The sequence below is a fragment of the Gemmiger qucibialis genome (genome assembly GCF_027689445.1).
GTDB lineage: Bacteria > Bacillota > Clostridia > Oscillospirales > Ruminococcaceae > Gemmiger > Gemmiger qucibialis.
Genome location: NZ_JAQFEN010000002.1, coordinates 1 through 16,900, shown reverse-complemented (window position 1 = coordinate 16,900; position 16,900 = coordinate 1). Strand labels below are relative to the sequence as shown.

Below are 16,900 nucleotides of genomic sequence, written 5' to 3'. Positions count from 1 at the left end.
GCCTGTTTACCCGCTATTTTCTGCGGGGGCAGGCGCTCTTTTATTGTGTTCCGGGCGCGGCTGTGATACAATGAAGTGACGAAAATTTCTTCCATCAAAGAGTTTTGATTTGAGGCATAGAGATTATGGATTTTTTGGGAAATTATGATGTGGTCGTGGTGGGTGCCGGACACGCCGGAATTGAAGCTGCCCATGCGGCAGCCATGCTTGGCGCCAAGACGGCGATCTTTACGTTGACATTGGATTTTATCGGCAACATGCCCTGCAACCCGTCCATTGGCGGCACAGCCAAGGGGCATCTGGTGCGGGAGATCGATGCGCTGGGCGGTCTGATGGGCATTGCGGCGGACGCCACCTTTTTGCAGAGCCGGATGCTGAACCGCGGCAAAGGCCCCGCGGTACACAGCCTGCGCGTGCAGACTGACCGCAAGCGCTACCACATGTGGATGAAGCATGCGCTGGAGCTGACCCCCAACCTGGAAATTCACCAGGCAGAGATCGTGCGGCTGGATGTGCAGGACGGCCATGTGTGCGGGGTGGTAACGGCGCTGGGCGGCTATTACAGCTGCAAGTGCGTGGTGATTGCCACCGGCACAGCGCTGGGCGGGCGCATTTTTGTGGGCGAAGCCCACTATGACGGCGGCCCGGATGGTACCCATGCGGCCACCGCGCTGACCAAGGATCTGACGGCCCACGGTGTGCCGCTGCGCCGCTTCAAAACCGGCACCCCGGCCCGCGTACACCGCCGCAGCATTGACTTCAGCAAGCTGGACTGCCAGCCCGGCGACCCGGACGAGCTGCTGCAGCCGTTCAGCTTTATGACCCACAAGCCGATGCACAACAAGGTGGACTGCTACATTGCTTACACCAACCCGGAGACCCACAAGGTCATCCTGGACAATCTGAGCCGCTCGCCGCTGTACGGCGGGGACATTCAGGGTGTCGGCCCGCGGTACTGCCCTTCGATTGAAGATAAGGTGGTGCGCTTTAAGGGCAAGGAACGCCACCCGGTGTTTGTGGAGCCCTGCGGCGAGGACACCGAGGAGATGTACCTGCAGGGGATGAGTTCCTCCCTGCCGGAAGCCGTGCAGAATGCCATGTACCGCACCATCAAGGGGTTTGAGAACCTGGAGATCATGCGCCCGGCTTATGCCATCGAGTATGACTGTGTGGACCCCACCAGCATGCTGCCCACGCTGGAAAGCAAAGTGATCGGCGGCATGTACGGGGCAGGGCAGTTCAACGGAACTTCCGGCTATGAGGAAGCCGCCGCGCAGGGCCTGCTGGCCGGCCTGAACGCCGCCCGCCAGGCTCTGGGCAAGAGCGAGCTGGTGCTGGCACGGCATACTTCCTATCTTGGCACGCTGGTGGACGACCTAGTAACCAAGGGCGTGATGGACCCCTACCGCATGATGACCAGCCGCAGCGAGTACCGCCTGAGCCTGCGGCAGGACAACGCCGATGAGCGCCTGACCCCCATTGGCCGGGAATACGGCCTTGTGGACGACACCCGCTGGGCGGCGTTCACCCACGACATGGAAGTGAAAAAGGCCGAGCTGCACCGGCTGGAAACCACCAAAGTACCGCTGGCGGAGCTGCGCACCGTTGCCCCGCCGGAAGTGCTGGAAACGCTGGGTGAATCCGGCGGCACGGCGGCGGAGCTGCTCAAGCGGCCCGGCGTACACTATGAGCTGCTGGCCAAGGTGATTGGCCGCGGGCAGGATGTGAGTGCTGCCATGGCCTTGCGCATTGAAACCGAGATCCGCTATGCCGGTTATATTGCCCGTGAGCAGCGCGCTATCCACGAGGTACAGCGCCACGAAAATGTGGTGATCCCCGATGACTTTGATTACGCCCCGCTGGAAACCGTGACGCTGGAAGCCCGCGAAAAGCTGGCGAAGATTCGCCCCCGCACGCTGGCACAGGCCGGACGCATTCCTGGTGTAAGCCCCAGCGACCTGGCCCAGCTGAGCATTGCCCTGATGAAAGCAGGGAAGACTGCGGCAGAATAAGGGGCGGGATACTCATTTTAAATTAAAAAAGAATAGAGAATAATGAATAATTGTTGTGTGATGCCCACGGCATCACATTTTAATTAAGTCAGCTGTTCCGGAAAAAATCATGGTCGCTCCATCGCAGCCAACCTATTTTATTTGCGCCGCAGCGGGCGGCGCACCGACATTGTTCTTTATTCATTATTATTTATTATTTTTATAAAGGAGCTTATATGATCGATAAAGAACGCCTTGCACAAAAATGTTCCACGTGGAACATTGTGCTGAGCGGTGCCCAGCTGGACCTGCTGGACCGCTATGCGGAAATTCTGGTGGATTACAACCAGAAGGTGAACCTGACGGCCATCACCAGCCCGGAGGGCATTGAGGACCGCCACTTTGCGGACAGCCTGCTGTTTGCCGCCCAGCCGGAAGTAACCGGCAAACTGGTGGACGTTGGCACCGGGGCAGGGTTCCCCGGTGTGGTGGCAAAAATTTTCAAGCCGGATTTGCAGCTGACCCTGATGGAGCCCACCGGCAAGCGGGTGGACTTTTTGAAGTACCTGTGCGGGGAACTTGGCCTGACGGGGGTAGAGTTCGCCAAGGAGCGCGCAGAGGAAGCCGCCCGCAAAATCTGGCGTGAACAGTTTGATGTCGCCAGCGCCCGTGCGGTAGCCGCCCTGCCGGTGCTGTGCGAATACTGCCTGCCGCTTGTGCGGGTTGGCGGGGTGTTCATTGCAATGAAAGGCCCTGATGCGGATGCTGAGTTGGGCGGTTCCGCTGCCGCCCTGAAAAAGCTGGGCGGTGCCTACGGCGATACCCGCGCGTTCACCCTGCCGGACGGCAGCGAGCGGCGGCTGGTAGTTTGCAAAAAGATTTCGCAAACGCCGACAGCTTACCCCCGCAACGGCGGAAAAATTGCAAAAAAGCCTCTTTAATTTAACAAAACTCCGGGTTTTACCTCGAATTGCGGCGAACGAATTTTCTTTCTAACCGGTTTGGCCTGTGCTATGCTTTTGATAAAAGGCAAGCACAGGCTTTTTTATTGCCTGTGCGGGGGAGGGAGAAGCCATATGTCCAAACCGGATAAAAAAGCCGCCAATCAGAAACCCGGCAAAATTGTTTTACTGCCGGTGGAGCAGATCGAGCCATCGCCGTTCCAGGCGCGCACCGCCTTTGATGAAACCGAGATTGCGGCGCTGGCTGTCAGCATTTTACAGAACGGGCTGCTGCAGCCCATCAGCGTGCGCAAGACAGGCTACCACAAGTACCAGCTTGTGGCAGGGGAGCGGCGGCTGCGGGCCTGCCGCCTGGCGAAGCTGGAACGCATCCCGGCCATCATTCAGGACTTTGACGACAGCGAAACCGCTGCGCTGGGGCTGCTGGAAAATTTACAGCGCGCCCAACTGGATGCCTTTGATGCGGCAAGGGGCATCCGGGAGGTGATCCGGCTTTGGAACTGCACCCAGGCCGAAGCTGCACGCCGCCTGGGGTTAAGCCAGCCCGCGCTGGCCAACAAGCTGCGCTTACTTACCCTGACCACCGCCCAGCAGCAGCTCTGCACCGCTGCCGGTCTGACCGAGCGCCACGCCCGCGCTGTACTGCGCCTGCCGGAAAGCCGCCGCACCGCCGCGCTGGAAAAGATCGCACGGGACAAGCTGAGTGTGCGGGAAGCCGACCGTCTGGTGGACGCCATGCTGGCTGCCCCCAAAGACACCCCCGGCCCCTGCCGCAGCACGGTGCCGATGGTGGGGGATGTGCGGCTGTTTGTAAACACCTTACAGCACGCGGTTGACCTGATGACCCAGCGGGGCATTCCCGCCGTGACCAGCTGTGAGCAAGCGGATGGATTTTTGGAATACACGGTACGCATCCCCACCGCTACCCCTGCACCGCTGCCCGTGCCCAACACGCTGCCGGCGTGCCATGAGCCAGAGATGCCGAGCGGGGAAGGAAGCAGCCTTGGGGAAGTGGATGAGTTAGTTAGGAGTTAGGAGGGAGGAGTTTGGGCGAATGCGAAATTAGGAATTAGAAATGAGGAATTGGAGGTAGGGTGGGGGCACTTGACCCCGCCGGTACTATGGCTTACCTCGCCTGCAAATTTTGTGCCAACCTTTTCCCTGATTTTTGTAGTTGACGGCGTCCTCGACGTCCCGCGGACGGGCGTATATATCATTCGACGTTTGCGGACAATTACGCGGTAGGGCGGCCATCTCCGGCCTAAGAGCCGTGGCGTTGCCCCGGTTGGCCTCCGAAACGCGCCTGCGGGCGCAGAGCCCTCTGGCCGCCGGTGGGGGATTTGCACCATGAATTTTGGGGCACTACCTGTGGAACCACCCCTCAGGCCTCTCCGCGTCCAGCTCCCCTCTAGGGGAGCCATCATTTATTGAAACTTTGCGGCTAATTTAGTAATGGCATATATCGCAAGGCCTCGGAACGGTCGAGACCGTTCTCTACAGTGCATTTTATAATAGGCAATCAACATTTTACCATGCATCCCACCCGTAGGGGCGCACATTGTGCGCCCGCCGTCTCATACCATATAGCAGAATGAAATATTACACAAAGCCCGCCATGCGGGACGATGCAAGCATCGTCCCCTACAAACTGTTTTTATGCACAATCAATCTTACCGACAAAATAGATTTAGCTGAGGTTTGAGGTTCCCATACAAGAAGCGTTAAAATAGAAAAAGACTGGCTGTTCCGATGTGAACAGTCAGTCTTTTTTGGTATCTGGTATATATTCGATTACATCCCAAATTTCACAATCCAATATCCGGCACAAATCATCCAGTGTATTCGTTGTTACATTTCGTGTCTGTTTCAGTCTGTCTAATGTGCCCCGGCTGAACCCATACTGCGAAATTAAGGCATATGTTGAAACACCACGCTGCTTCATTGTCCGCCACAGCGGTGCGTAAGATATCATGGCTACATTTTCCTTTACTTGGTGCAATCCACTTTTATCTTTTATTATATTATGGAATTGATTCTTGACTATTCCCCATATACGGGGTATAATCCAGATATCAAGACGTTCAGCTTTTATAAAGGAGGTAATCATGAAAAAAGCAACTGCGATTCTTTTATCATCCGTAATTTTTGCATCCCTGTTGTGCAGCTGCGGCAAATCGGCGGATTCCTCTGCGGTTTCTTCTGCCGTCTCAACCAAAACTACTTCCCCCACAGCGGCACCGACCGAAGCACCCACGCCAGAACCCACCCAACAACCAGCCGGGCAGCCCGCCAGCCAGTTGTTCAGCAAAGTAACCGGTTTCAGCAGGGAATGGCAGGATGGAAAGCACGTTATCAACGGGCTTGATACTTCCGGTAACAAAATTTGCGGCATTATCGATGGCGGCGGCAACACCGTTTTAATGGATGGGTACACCGCGCTATATCCTTTGGCCGATGGGCACCTGATTGCTGCAACAGACGAAAATGTTTCCGGCGAATGCGTCTACACCGGGCGAACCATGGAGCTTTCCACCGCCGGTTTTGCCGGGGTTATTCTTGATGAAAACGGCAATGTGATTTATCAGCCGGATGAATCTCTGGGGTATGAACGGCTGTATCCGATCAATTCTCATCTCATTCTGTCCATCCGTGCCAAAACGGGTTTTGACGGGAAATCAGCATCCATGTGCGTATTGGACCAGGATGGTCAGTTTTTGTATGACTGCACCGATAGTTCCCACAATCTTGCTGATTTCATGGACTTTGATGACGATGGCATCGTATGGACTTTCTCCGGCGGTTTAATGTGGAAAATATCTTTTGGTCCTGATGATGATCTTGGTGAGAATCGTGTTCTCAAGATGGTCTTTAACTACGGTATTAACGGTATCACCTGCAACTTTTTTGAACATGATACTTACACTAGTAATTATATGTCCTTTTCTGAGTTTCCTTATCTACAAAACTATGGTACTTACTTTTCTTGTCTTGACCCCTATAATTCTTCCTGCTTTATTGTTGGAGGAAGAGCTTTTAATCCTGCAAGTGAGAGCACCTATCTTCTTCCTTGGAGTGCCTTTCCTTCTGACGCACTTGACTGTACCGCCATCAACACCTGGCAAGATACTCTCGCAAATGAAGTATCGAATAGTAAAATTTCATTTTTAGGTTCTGATTCTTCCGGTCTTGGCTACTTCTGCCGCACCATTTACCCTGATATGATGCTCCGCGATTCAACGAAAACTTACTTTACTGCGGCTGGAGATGAAATTGACATTCCTCAAAACTATATGGATGCTCTTGAATCTGTAAACCTTTTGGATAATAAATTTTTGCTTACCCTAAAGGGTGCCGATGGGAAAACTTATTTCACCCTGTTGGATCTTGCCGATGGCAGTACATTCGCTCCTGTCCTTATTCCGGATTCTCCACAAGTTGTCGCACAAAACGGTTCTGTACTTGCAATCTGTTCTCCCGGCAAATCTTTCCGGATTTACAGCGTTGAAAACGGAACGGAACTGGATACATTTGATATCTCTGAATCGGACGGCTACAGAGTTGATGACATTTTCTTTAGTGGTAACTATCTTATCATTTGCTGCTATGATGACAGCAATGAGGATTTTCTCTATCATGTATACTCTTTGAATGACGGCGCACTTATTATTTAAGCAACGCCACAAAAACAGGGTAACCATTTTTTCCTTTATCCATCCCATTCACATAAACCGCACAAAAATGAATCGTTCCCGGTAATTTTCCCCCGGGAATGTTCCACGTGGAACATTCCCGGGGGGATTTTTTGTGTTTTTGGGGGTTAGGACTTCCACAAAAGGGGCTGCTGTGTTATAATAAATAAGTTCTTAGCGGTTCCAAACGATACATGGAGGGTAAAATGGCAAAAGTAATTGCAATCGCAAACCAAAAGGGCGGCGTTGGCAAAACGACCACCTGCGTCAACCTTTCTTCCTGCGTGGCTGCGCTGGGCAAAAAGGTTCTCGTGGTTGACCTTGACCCGCAGGGCAATACCACCTCGGGTTACGGCGTTGCAAAAAAAGGCCAGCAATCCAACATTTACACCTGCCTGATCAACGATGATGACGTTCGGCAGGCCATCGTTCACACTAAGTTCAACGCAGACCTGATTGCTTCCAACACGCAGCTGGCCGGTGCTGTGGTGGAGCTGGTGGAGCTGCCCCGGCGCGAAAACCGCCTGCGCAGCATCCTGGCACCGCTGATTCCTTTGTACGATTATGTGTTCATTGACTGCCCGCCCTCGCTGGATCTGCTGACCGTCAACGGTCTTTGCGCCTGCGATACGGTGCTGATCCCCATTCAGTGCGAGTATTATGCGCTGGAGGGGCTTTCGGAGCTGATGAATACCTTAAAGATCGTGCGCAAAAAATACAACCATTACCTGGACATTGAGGGCGTGGTGTTCACCATGTACTCCGGCCGGTTCAACCTGACCATGCAGGTGGTTGCACAGGTCAAAAAGTACTATGGCAACAAGGTTTACAAAACCGTTGTGCCACGCACCGTGCGCCTTTCGGAAGCGCCCAGTTTTGGTATGCCCATCAATTTTTACGAGCCGAACGGCAAGGGCAGCGAAGCCTATATGGCCATGGCGCGTGAATTTTTGGAAAATAACGAGCGGGAATGACCCTGGTTTTCCTGTTTGGGAAAGGGAAGTGTGTGAATGGCAAAACGCAAATTGGGCGGCCTTGGCAAAGGGCTGGACAGCCTGTTTGAAGACCTGCCCATGACCGAAGATGCTAGCCCGGATCTGACCCGCCTGCCTGTGCGGGAGATTGAGCCGGACCCCGACCAGCCGCGCAAGAACTTTGACGAGGACGCCATGGCGGCCCTGGCAGAGAGCATTGGCGAAAACGGCCTGCTGCAGCCCATTGCGGTGCGCGCCAAAAAGACCGGGCCGGGCTATGTGATCATTGCGGGTGAGCGCCGCTGGCGTGCCGCGCGCATGGCCGGGCTGGATGAAGTTCCGGTTTTGATCAAAGAAGTTACCGATGAACAGGCCGCTGCGCTGGCCCTGATCGAGAACTTACAGCGTGAGGATCTGGACCCCATTGAAGTGGCTGAGGGCTGCAAAAAGCTGATTGAGCGCTATGGTTTAACGCAGGAAGAAGCCGCCAAGCGGCTGGGCAAAAGCCGCAGCGCCATTACCAACGCCATGCGCCTGCTGAACCTGCCGGAGTATGTGCGGGATCAGGTGCGGACAGGGGACATCAGTGCGGGCCATGCCAAAGCGCTGTTAAGCCTTAACTCACCGGAGCAGATGTCCGCCGCGGCGGACCAAATCATTGCCAAGGACATGAGCGTGCGCCAGGCCGAAGCTTTGTGCCGCAAAATGTCCAAGCCGCCGAAGCCCGCCAAGGAAGAGGATGCCTTTACCCGCCCGGTGCTTGCCGTGGAGGTGGAGGGTGCCCTGAAAGAGACCACCGGCAGTGAAGTGCATGTGGACTACAAGGGCGGCAAGGGCGTGCTGCACATTGCATTTTATTCTGATGCGCAGCTGCAGCAGTTCGCCGGGCTGCTGGGACAGTATGACCCTGAGCAGGCCGCCGAGGCGGCTGATCCGTCCGGTGAGGACGAGGCATAACTCTTTCATTTTATCACTTTAGATTTCAGGCATTTGCAAAATTACAAATAGAGGAAAGGATTTTGAATCATGTTGGATATTCGTTTTGTGCGTGAGCACCCCGACGAGGTCAAGGAGAACATTAAAAAGAAGTTTCAGGATGCCAAGCTGCCGCTGGTAGACGAGGTCATCAATCTGGATGCTGAGTACCGCGCCGCCATTGGCGAGGGTGACACCCTGCGCGCCAACCGCAACAAGCTTTCCAAGCAGATTGGCATGCTGATGGGCCAGGCTAAAAAGGACCCCAGCAAGGCCGCCGAAGCCGAGGAAATCAAGAAGCAGGTGACCGCACAGGCTGACCGCCTGAAAGAGCTGGAAACCAAGGAAGCCGAGCTGCAGGACAAGATCCGCGACATCATGTACACCATCCCGCAGATGATCGACCCCAGTGTGCCCATCGGCCCGGACGACAGCTGCAATGTGGAAGTACAGCGCTTTGGCGATCCTGTTGTGCCGGATTATCCCATCCCGTACCATGTTGACATCATGGAAAGCTTTGACGGCATTGACCTGGATGCTGCAGGCCGCGTTTCCGGCAACGGCTTCTACTATCTGCTGGGCGACATTGCCCGCCTGCACGAAGCTGTTCTGGCTTACGCCCGCGATTTTATGATCGACAAGGGCTTCACCTATGTCATCCCCCCGTTCATGATGCACGGCGATGTGGTGAAGGGCGTTATGTCCTTCCCCGAAATGGATGCCATGATGTACAAGATCGAGGGTGAGGACCTGTACCTGATCGGCACTTCTGAGCACACCATGATCGGCCGTTTCATTGACCAGACCCTGGACGGCGCCAAGCTGCCCCTGACCCTGACCAGCTACAGCCCCTGCTTCCGCAAGGAGAAGGGTGCCCACGGCATTGAGGAGCGAGGCATTTACCGCATCCACCAGTTCGAGAAGCAGGAAATGATCGTCGTCTGCAAGCCGGAGGACAGCATGAGCTGGTACGACAAGCTGTGGCACAACTCTGTTGAGCTGTTCCGCTCTATGGAGATTCCCGTTCGCCAGCTGGAGTGCTGCTCCGGCGACCTGGCTGACCTTAAGGTGAAGAGCTGCGACATTGAGGCTTGGAGCCCGCGTCAGCAGAAGTACTTTGAGGTTTGCAGCTGCTCCAACCTGGGCGATGCCCAGGCACGCCGTCTGCGCATCCGCTACAAGGATGAGAATGGCAAGACCCAGCTGGCCCATACCCTGAACAACACCTGCGTTGCCCCGCCGCGCATGCTGATTGCTTTCCTGGAGAATCACCTGCAGGCTGACGGCACCGTGACCATTCCGGCTGTTCTGCAGCCGTACATGGGCGGCAAGACCGTGCTGGTACCGAAGAAGAAGTAATTTTCTTTTTAGAGTTATTTTCCAGCCTTTTTTGAAAAAAGGCTGGGCGAAAAACTTTAATCAGACCAAATATAAAAAGCCCCGTGTGAAGGGAAAGGGAACAGGCGCAGGTCTGTTGAGCTTTCCCCTGCACGGGGCTTTTGGGGGTCAGCCTTTTTCAAAAAGCTGGGCCGCCGAAACAAAACGAAAATTGCAAAACAAAAATCTCAGCCGTGCGGTATCCTACCTGCACAACTGAGATTTTGTTTTGTGTCTGTTTTTATTGCGGTTACTCTTCCTCTTTCCAGTGCTTCAGCCGGGAAAGGTAAGTATCAAACTGGGCGCGGCAAACGGCGGCGGGGGCGTTATCCGGGTTGGGCATATGTGCCATCAGATAATCCAGCAGGGAAGCTTTGGTGGGATAGGCGAACTGGCCATCGGCATAGCACCACTTACAATAATCCTCGTTAAAGGCACCATCCGGCCCTTTGCTCAAGGTGGAATCATCCAGCGGCATGCCGCAGCACTGGCAGACCATGGTGCGCGGGCTGCCCAACAGGGTGTTGATGGAGACATCAAACAGCTGGGACAGCAGTTTCAGAGTTTCGGTGTTGGGCACGGTTTCGCCCGTCTCCCTTAATTAAAGATATTGTTGGGTAAAAAAGAAAGGTCAGTCGATTTTGCCGATGAAGCGGTAGTAGATTTCTACTTCCTGCTCACGGCTTCCGTCCTCGCCCTTGACAGCTTCGTGGACGGTTATTTTTTCAATTAGAGTGTTCAGAAGTTCGGCGGTCAGCTCCACAGGGTTGACATACTGTTTCATCAGGGCAATCCACTTTTCAGCATCCGCTGCGGTCTGTACGGCGGCTTCCATCGTTTCGTGAAGCTGTCTTATTTTTGTTTCAAGCTCCTTTTGCTCGTTCTGGTACTTCTCGGACAGCATATTGAAGTTATACTCGGTTATGCGTCCGGCAGACCAGTCCTCATACATTTTAGCAAACAGCCCGTCAACCTCGGCTTTACGCTTCTCTGCCTTTTTCAGCTCCGCAGCCTGCTTTTTCTTCGCAGAGTTTCTTTCCCTGTCGCTGGCATTGAGCAGGCGTTTCAGCAGATTGTCCTCGTCTTTCTGTGCCAGCATAGACCAGTATTGCAGTCTTGCAAGCACATAGGCATACAGTACATCATAGCGGATATAGTGCATGGAACACTGGCGTAATCCCTGCCCGTTCTTGCTGCAATGGTAGTACCCGTATGGGTTCTTATTCTGCTTGTTTTCCCCATAGGCTAAAGACCATCCGCAGTCTGCACATTTTATCAATCCTGCGAAAATCTGTGTCGTACCGTTTCTGCGTTTCCTGCGTCTGCTTGCAATCAGCTCCTGAACTTTTTGGAACACTTCTTCAGAAATGATGGCTTCGTGGGTATTTTCCACACGATACCATTCTTCCTGCGGCTTCCGCACCTTTTTCTTGTTCTTGAATGAAATGTTGCTCTGCTTGTTGTGAATGCTGTGACCGATGTAGGTTTCCTCTTTCAAAATGCTCTTGACCTGTGCTATCGTCCACGCATAGGCTTTTTCTGCGGGCGCACCGGCGTAGATATTGGCGAAAGTCCCGTATCTTTCATAGTTCAGCCAGCCGGGGGTAGGTACTTTTTCCTCCACCAGAATCCGTGTAATGCTGGCGGCTCCACGCCCGTGTACAGCAAGGTCAAAAATCTTCTCTACAATCCAGCGTGTTTCCGGGTCGATCAGAAGATGACCTTTTTTGTCCGGGTCTTTTACATAGCCCAGCGGTGCATAGGCTCCATAGTGTGCGCCATTGGCAAATCTTGTGTGCATGGCAGCCTTGACCTTTTTGCTGGTCTGTCGGGCGTGCATTTCATTCAGGATGTTTAAGAACGGTGCAAGCTCGCTTTCTCCGTTGATGGTGTCCACATTGTCATTGATGGCAATGTAGCGTACTCCCTTGCTGGGGAAATAGATTTCCGTGTACTGACCGGTCAGGATATAGTTTCTTCCCAGACGGGATAAGTCCTTTGTGACAACGCAGTTGATTTTCCCGTCTTCGATGTCATCAATCATCCTTTGGAAACTTGGACGCTCGAAATTTGTCCCACTCCATCCGTCGTCAATGTACTCGTCTACAACGGTCAGCCCATGCTCTGCGGCATACTGTCTAAGCATCATGCGCTGGGTCTGGATACTGCCGCTTTCCCCCTGTAATTCATCGTCACGGCTCAATCTCAAATATAGTGCAGTGTTATAAATCGTTGTATTGTATGGTTGTTTCACGGTTAAAAATCCTCCTTCTAAAAGAAACAACCCACGCTTATACAATACTCGCTGGTACAAGTATATCATAAGCGTGGGCTGATTGACAGTCGTTATTCCGTATTTTTTCAGGAAGCGGCGGCAGCGTGCTGGATCACATCTTCCAGCAGGCTGTCAAGCGGCTTCCCATCCTGTGCGAAATGCTCCGATACCTTGATACGGACTTTCCCCATGACAAAATACTGGGTGCCGTCTTTTTCGGTAAGCAGGGTGCCGCTGTTTTTGTTATTGCTCTCGTTTTTGCTTTTTGCCATAGGCAGTTACCTCCATAAATGAAATATGCCCGACAAGGGAATGTCAGACAGGTGTACAGCCGCAGACTGTCTCCGTGTCAACCAAACCGTGTCAACCGGCAGAAAAGACTTTGAAAACAATCCATAGGCGCTCTATTATTACTTTTTACTTTTTCTTTGATTTCTTGGTTGACATGGTTGACAAAGGAGAGAAATGCCCCAAATATCAGGCTTTTCCCCGTCAACCGGCTGTCAACCAAAGCGTCAACCAAACTGTCAACCGGTGGCTTTTCAGAATGGAAGTTCCATTTGCCGGGCTTCTTCTTCCGTGATTTCCTGAAAACCGTCCCCCTCCGGCGGAGCTTGGTTGACACGCTCCCAGCCTTTTTGAGAACCGTATTTCTTATACCGCTTCGGGCTTTTGTAGGCTACCCAGCCCTGTATGATGCCGCCCGCAATGCCGGTATTCATAATCTCGCAGATTGCCCGTGTCTCCCAGTCTGCCGGGGAATTTAAGTTCCCCAGCGCTTCCTCATAAAGCTGCTTGGAACATACCCTGTCGCCGGTGTAGTCCTCCAAATAGGCGTAGATCATGCCGGCCTGTGTGTCTTCCTGCATAAAGTCCTGCTGGTGGGCGTTCAGGTATCGGTTCATTTCCATGCTGAATGACAGCTTATACTTCCCACTGCGATAAACCGTCATGGCTTCCGCCCACATCTGTTCGATATACGCCCTCGCCGCCGCTTCATCGTCCAGTATGTGAACCTCCGCCCGTTCCGGGTACACCGTCACGGGGAGAAAGCGCCGGTTGCCGGTGCGGTCACGGGGCAAAAAGTCCTGCCGGTTGGTCGTCCCTCCAAATACACATTGCCGCAGCCGGTCTGCCGGATGTGTCTCATACGGCACTTTGTAGGTTTCTTTCTGGCGGCTTAAGAATGACTTGATTTCCTCAATACTCTTGGCGTTGGCTGTGGCAATCATCTCCGACATCTCGATAATCCAATGCCCTTGCAGCTTGCGGTACACATTTTCATCGTCCAGCTTTTTCAAATCGTCTGAAAACCATTCGTCCCTGCCTGCCAGCAGCCGGAAAAAGGTAGATTTCCCGGCTCCCTGACCACCAACCAGACAGAGCATGACCTCAAACTTGCTCCCCGGTCTGAATACCCGCCGGATGGCTCCCATCAGGAACAGTTTCAAGGCTTCATAGGTGTATTCGTCCGTATCGGCTCCCAGAAAGTGATGCAGGGCGTAACGGATGCGCTCTGTGCCGTCCCATTGCAGGCTGTTCAGGTAATCCCTGACTGGATGGTAGCGGTTTTCATTGGCAACAATCTTGATGGCGCTCTGCACCTTTTTCTCGCTGGTAAGCCCGTAATTTTCTTCCAGATACAAAAGCAGGTAGTTCATGTCCATGTCGGTCAGCGTGGTACTGGTGCGCTCCCAGCCCAGCGGCTTCACAATGTCAATCTGCTCCGTCAAAAGGTTCAGGCGCAGCGCCCCGCGAAACAGAGGGTCACGCTGGAACACCGTCAGGCAGTTTCGGATGCTGTTCTTCACGCCGCCTTTCTGCGTCCCCTCTAATGTTTCCCGGATTTCTGCCGGTGTCTGCGCCGGTTCCATTGTGTCCATCGTCCTTTTGACCGCTTCCTGCGTTTCCGGCGGCAAGCTCTGAAATTCGCTGTTCAAGCCGCAACACCTCCTTTCCCTGTGCGGCGATCAATGCCGCTTTTTCTTCTATTTCTCCGTATAACAAAATATCCAAAAGGTATTCTGTGTAGCTTATCCTCTGCAACGCTTCCACAAAAAGAGGATGCCAGATGGCATCCTGCGGCTGTGGGGCGTGTGCTGTTTTCCAATGCTCCAGCAGGCGCAGATAATCGCATAGCACCCGGAAACAATACCGTTCCGTTTCCTGAAATCTCTGCTCCGCTGATTTTTGTCGGGGCTGTGACCTGTTGTGACGCTTCCTATCTGGCGGCGCATTGCCGGATTTCTCATAGGAAACGCCGAAGTCCTCCGCAAGCCTGACCGCAGCTTCCCGTTTCCCCAATCCATGCAGCAAAGCGGCAAAGTCGATCACATCCCCGGAAGCCCCGCAGCCGAAGCAGTAAAAGCGGCTGTCCACTTTCATGCTGGGCGTGCGGTCATTGTGGAATGGACAGCAGACCATGCCGTTTCTCCCCACCCGGATTCCATAGAATGAAGCAGCCTGCCGGGTGGTAACAGACTGTTTCACCGCTTCAAATACATTCAAATGCTCCCTCCATAAAAATACTGGTAGCGGTAAAGCTGCCGGTTATATCATAGCTCCATCTCATGTTTCTTTCTCTGTACTGCCTGTGGCTGCTCCCTCCGGCGCAGTGCGGTATCTACGGCGTTCTGCACCTGCCGTAGCCGTATGACTTCCTCCCGGAGTGGCTTGTGCTGCGGAGACAGTTCGGCATACTCTGTTTTTAACTGTGCGTATTCCTGTTTCCATGCTTTCAGGGCAATGGGTTTTCCGTCCAGTTTTTCTTTCAAAATACGGCGGGCGGCATAAAACAGCCGTAACTCCGCATCGTGGGATGTTTCAAATTTCTCCCTCTGTTTCTTAAACTTGATATTGTTCAATTCCGTATGAACAGGTTTTAGCCGCTGGTAATTCTCGCCCTCCCGTATCAATTCCTGCAATTCCTTTATCCGGGCAGATTTCTTTTTCATGGAGTCGCTTAACGCTTCAAATTCTTCGTTGACAGAGGAAAGACGCTCCTGCAAATCCTCTAATGTGAGCAGCTTGTTTTCCGTCAGATAATTGACGGCTTCGGCAAACTGCTTTAAGTTTCCGGTTCTGGCTTTATTGCTCCATGCCCCTGCGTTGCGCTGGTTGTAATAAGCGATCAACAGGTCGGCAAGGCTCGGTGTCTGCGGTTTGGAAAGTTCTTCTTTTACCTCTGCCATCCAGACAAACAGGGCTTTGATCTTCTTCCTCACATCCTGCATGAGCCGGTTGGTGGCTTTAATCCAGCGGTTCAGTTCCCCTTTCTCGGTGCGGATGCCCTTTGCTTCCATCTGCCGGACATTAGCTCCCTCGTGGACAGTAGGTATCAGGTCAAGCCCCTGCCGCACATAGGAACGGTGGTCGATACGCACATCCAGCCCTTTTTCCTCAAATTTTGTATTAACGGCAGCCGCCCACTGCTCCCGCCAGTGTTCCAGCGTTTCCGGCTCATGCCAGTCTGTTGTATGGACAGCGTTAAACATATAATCGCCGTTTTTATCCCGGATTCGGTTTCCATCTTCATCAAGAAGATATTCCCGACGCTGTTTTTGTCCCCATGTGCCATCCGGGTTCAAAGGGCGCATGGTTGTCATCACATGAAAATGCGGGTTAGGGATGCCGCCGTCCTCTTTCTCCGGGCTGTGAAAAGCAAGGTCGGCAATCATGCCTTTTGTCACAAACTGCTCCTGTACGAACTTCCTCGCCAGCTCCATGTTTTCTTCCAGCGTCAATTCATTCTGCATGGCAATATCAAAGGAATAGGCAAGCTGTGCTTTTGGATGTTTCTCGCAGTTCTCCACAGCATTCCAGAGGGTCGCCCGGTCAAGATATATTTCCGGCGCATGGGGCGGCAGCATGATTTCCGAAGCGATCACGCCGCCCTTTTTGGTGTAGTCGCTGACTTCTCCATAGTAGCTGCTGTAAAGACGCTCCCCGGCTCGATAGGCTGCGCTGGCAATGGCGCTCTGACCGGCGCTGCGCTTGATCTGTGCGATTGAAAAATGATAAAGTGCTATCCTTAGTCACCGCCTTTCTCCTGCCCGGAAATACGGGCGTGGTTCTCTGTGGCAGACCGGATGAAATGCTCCGCCTGCGGCAGATTCAAAATGCTTTCCATGAGGGAATAAAATTCCGCTTCGGATAGCTCCTTTGTCTGTGGTGCAATGCTCTCAATAGCTGCCCCACGGGTAATCAGCCGGTGCGTCCTCTGTTTCCGGGAACCGCTTTCCAGATACGCCTGCCGGTTTTTCAAACGCTGCATTTTCCGTTTTTCCTGTTCCAGCAGGACAGTGGTTTTTTCATATTCCTGCTTCAACTGTTCCAAAGATTTTTCCATGTTCTCACATCCTTTGCTGATAAGATAAAGAAAGACCATCCGCAGACAGTCCGTGTGTCAGTGCTTCTATAAAACCCGATGAAAAGGGAAAACCGCAGAGCGGATTTCTCTTTGCGGCGGGTACACAGGGGATAGCCGCTTTAGCGGCGCAAGGGGGTGTAGCCACCTTGTCGGAGCGAAGCGAACGCAGACCTCGGATTGCTGATTTTATCAGCGGCAGAGGTAAGCTCCGCAGGACGCACGATACATGGTCTTTAGACTATGTATAGAAGTGCGCCCTATCCCAGAACTCGGATAGGGCGCATTATC

General features: G+C 53.2%; 16 protein-coding genes. 8 read left to right on the top strand and 8 right to left on the bottom strand.

Going from position 1 to position 16,900, the window contains the following annotated elements; all coding sequences use genetic code 11:
• Positions 1-125 precede the first annotated feature (125 nt).
• The 3 genes from mnmG to PG062_RS03990 all read left to right on the top strand — a co-directional run bounded on the left by mnmG (position 126) and on the right by PG062_RS03990 (position 3,988).
• Positions 126-2,012, top strand: a complete 1,887-nt coding sequence (mnmG, locus tag PG062_RS04000; protein WP_270751298.1) for a tRNA uridine-5-carboxymethylaminomethyl(34) synthesis enzyme MnmG — start codon at positions 126-128, stop codon at positions 2,010-2,012.
• 215 nt (positions 2,013-2,227) lie between these two features.
• A complete protein-coding gene (gene rsmG, locus PG062_RS03995) occupies positions 2,228-2,932 on the top strand; it encodes a 16S rRNA (guanine(527)-N(7))-methyltransferase RsmG (RefSeq protein WP_113998988.1) in 705 nt (234 codons plus the stop codon).
• A 135-nt stretch (positions 2,933-3,067) separates the two neighbouring features.
• A complete protein-coding gene (locus tag PG062_RS03990) occupies positions 3,068-3,988 on the top strand; it encodes a ParB/RepB/Spo0J family partition protein (RefSeq protein WP_113998987.1) in 921 nt (306 codons plus the stop codon).
• A gap of 724 nt (positions 3,989-4,712) precedes the next feature.
• Here the strand turns inward: PG062_RS03990 and PG062_RS03985 are convergent.
• Entirely contained in the window at positions 4,713-4,895 is a 183-nt protein-coding gene (locus PG062_RS03985) for a helix-turn-helix domain-containing protein (RefSeq protein WP_333559382.1), read from the bottom strand.
• A 163-nt stretch (positions 4,896-5,058) separates the two neighbouring features.
• Here PG062_RS03985 and PG062_RS03980 point away from each other — a divergent pair, with 163 nt between their 5' ends.
• From PG062_RS03980 to PG062_RS03960, 5 genes are all read left to right on the top strand, one after another.
• A complete protein-coding gene (locus tag PG062_RS03980) occupies positions 5,059-6,624 on the top strand; it encodes a PT domain-containing protein (RefSeq protein WP_113998986.1) in 1,566 nt (521 codons plus the stop codon).
• Between the two features lie 224 nt (positions 6,625-6,848).
• Positions 6,849-7,616: a ParA family protein gene (locus tag PG062_RS03975; protein ID WP_113998985.1), complete on the top strand. Its 768-nt coding sequence runs from the start codon at positions 6,849-6,851 to the stop codon at positions 7,614-7,616.
• Between the two features lie 36 nt (positions 7,617-7,652).
• Positions 7,653-8,573 (top strand): ParB/RepB/Spo0J family partition protein, encoded by a 921-nt coding sequence (locus PG062_RS03970; RefSeq protein ID WP_113998984.1) that lies wholly within the window; start codon positions 7,653-7,655, stop codon positions 8,571-8,573.
• Between the two features lie 69 nt (positions 8,574-8,642).
• Positions 8,643-9,950, top strand: coding sequence for a serine--tRNA ligase (gene serS, locus PG062_RS03965; RefSeq protein WP_113998983.1), 1,308 nt, complete (start codon positions 8,643-8,645; stop codon positions 9,948-9,950).
• A gap of 31 nt (positions 9,951-9,981) precedes the next feature.
• Positions 9,982-10,188 (top strand): hypothetical protein, encoded by a 207-nt coding sequence (locus PG062_RS03960; protein WP_270751290.1) that lies wholly within the window; start codon positions 9,982-9,984, stop codon positions 10,186-10,188.
• A 30-nt stretch (positions 10,189-10,218) separates the two neighbouring features.
• Here the strand turns inward: PG062_RS03960 and PG062_RS03955 are convergent, their stop codons facing one another.
• The 7 genes from PG062_RS03955 to PG062_RS03925 form a co-directional block, all read right to left on the bottom strand.
• A complete protein-coding gene (locus PG062_RS03955) occupies positions 10,219-10,548 on the bottom strand; it encodes a zinc ribbon domain-containing protein (RefSeq protein WP_113998982.1) in 330 nt (109 codons plus the stop codon).
• A gap of 51 nt (positions 10,549-10,599) precedes the next feature.
• The gene (locus tag PG062_RS03950) at positions 10,600-12,222 is read right to left on the bottom strand and encodes a recombinase family protein (protein ID WP_014079459.1); all 1,623 of its coding nucleotides are present in this window, start codon (positions 12,220-12,222) and stop codon (positions 10,600-10,602) included.
• A 107-nt stretch (positions 12,223-12,329) separates the two neighbouring features.
• On the bottom strand, positions 12,330-12,515 hold the full coding sequence (locus PG062_RS03945; protein ID WP_004849804.1) for a hypothetical protein: 186 nt from the start codon (positions 12,513-12,515) through the stop codon (positions 12,330-12,332).
• A 270-nt stretch (positions 12,516-12,785) separates the two neighbouring features.
• Positions 12,786-14,126, bottom strand: coding sequence for a virulence-associated E family protein (locus PG062_RS03940; RefSeq protein ID WP_009321442.1), 1,341 nt, complete (start codon positions 14,124-14,126; stop codon positions 12,786-12,788).
• Entirely contained in the window at positions 14,011-14,751 is a 741-nt protein-coding gene (locus PG062_RS03935; RefSeq protein ID WP_014079457.1) for a CHC2 zinc finger domain-containing protein, read from the bottom strand. Before PG062_RS03935 ends, PG062_RS03940 begins: the two co-directional genes overlap by 116 nt.
• Before the next feature lie 47 nt (positions 14,752-14,798).
• Positions 14,799-16,271 carry a MobQ family relaxase gene (gene mobQ, locus PG062_RS03930; RefSeq protein WP_074104019.1) on the bottom strand — a complete coding sequence of 491 codons (1,473 nt, stop codon included), beginning with the start codon at positions 16,269-16,271 and terminating at the stop codon, positions 14,799-14,801.
• A gap of 2 nt (positions 16,272-16,273) precedes the next feature.
• Positions 16,274-16,591 (bottom strand): DUF3847 domain-containing protein, encoded by a 318-nt coding sequence (locus tag PG062_RS03925; RefSeq protein WP_008816380.1) that lies wholly within the window; start codon positions 16,589-16,591, stop codon positions 16,274-16,276.
• Positions 16,592-16,900 lie beyond the last annotated feature (309 nt).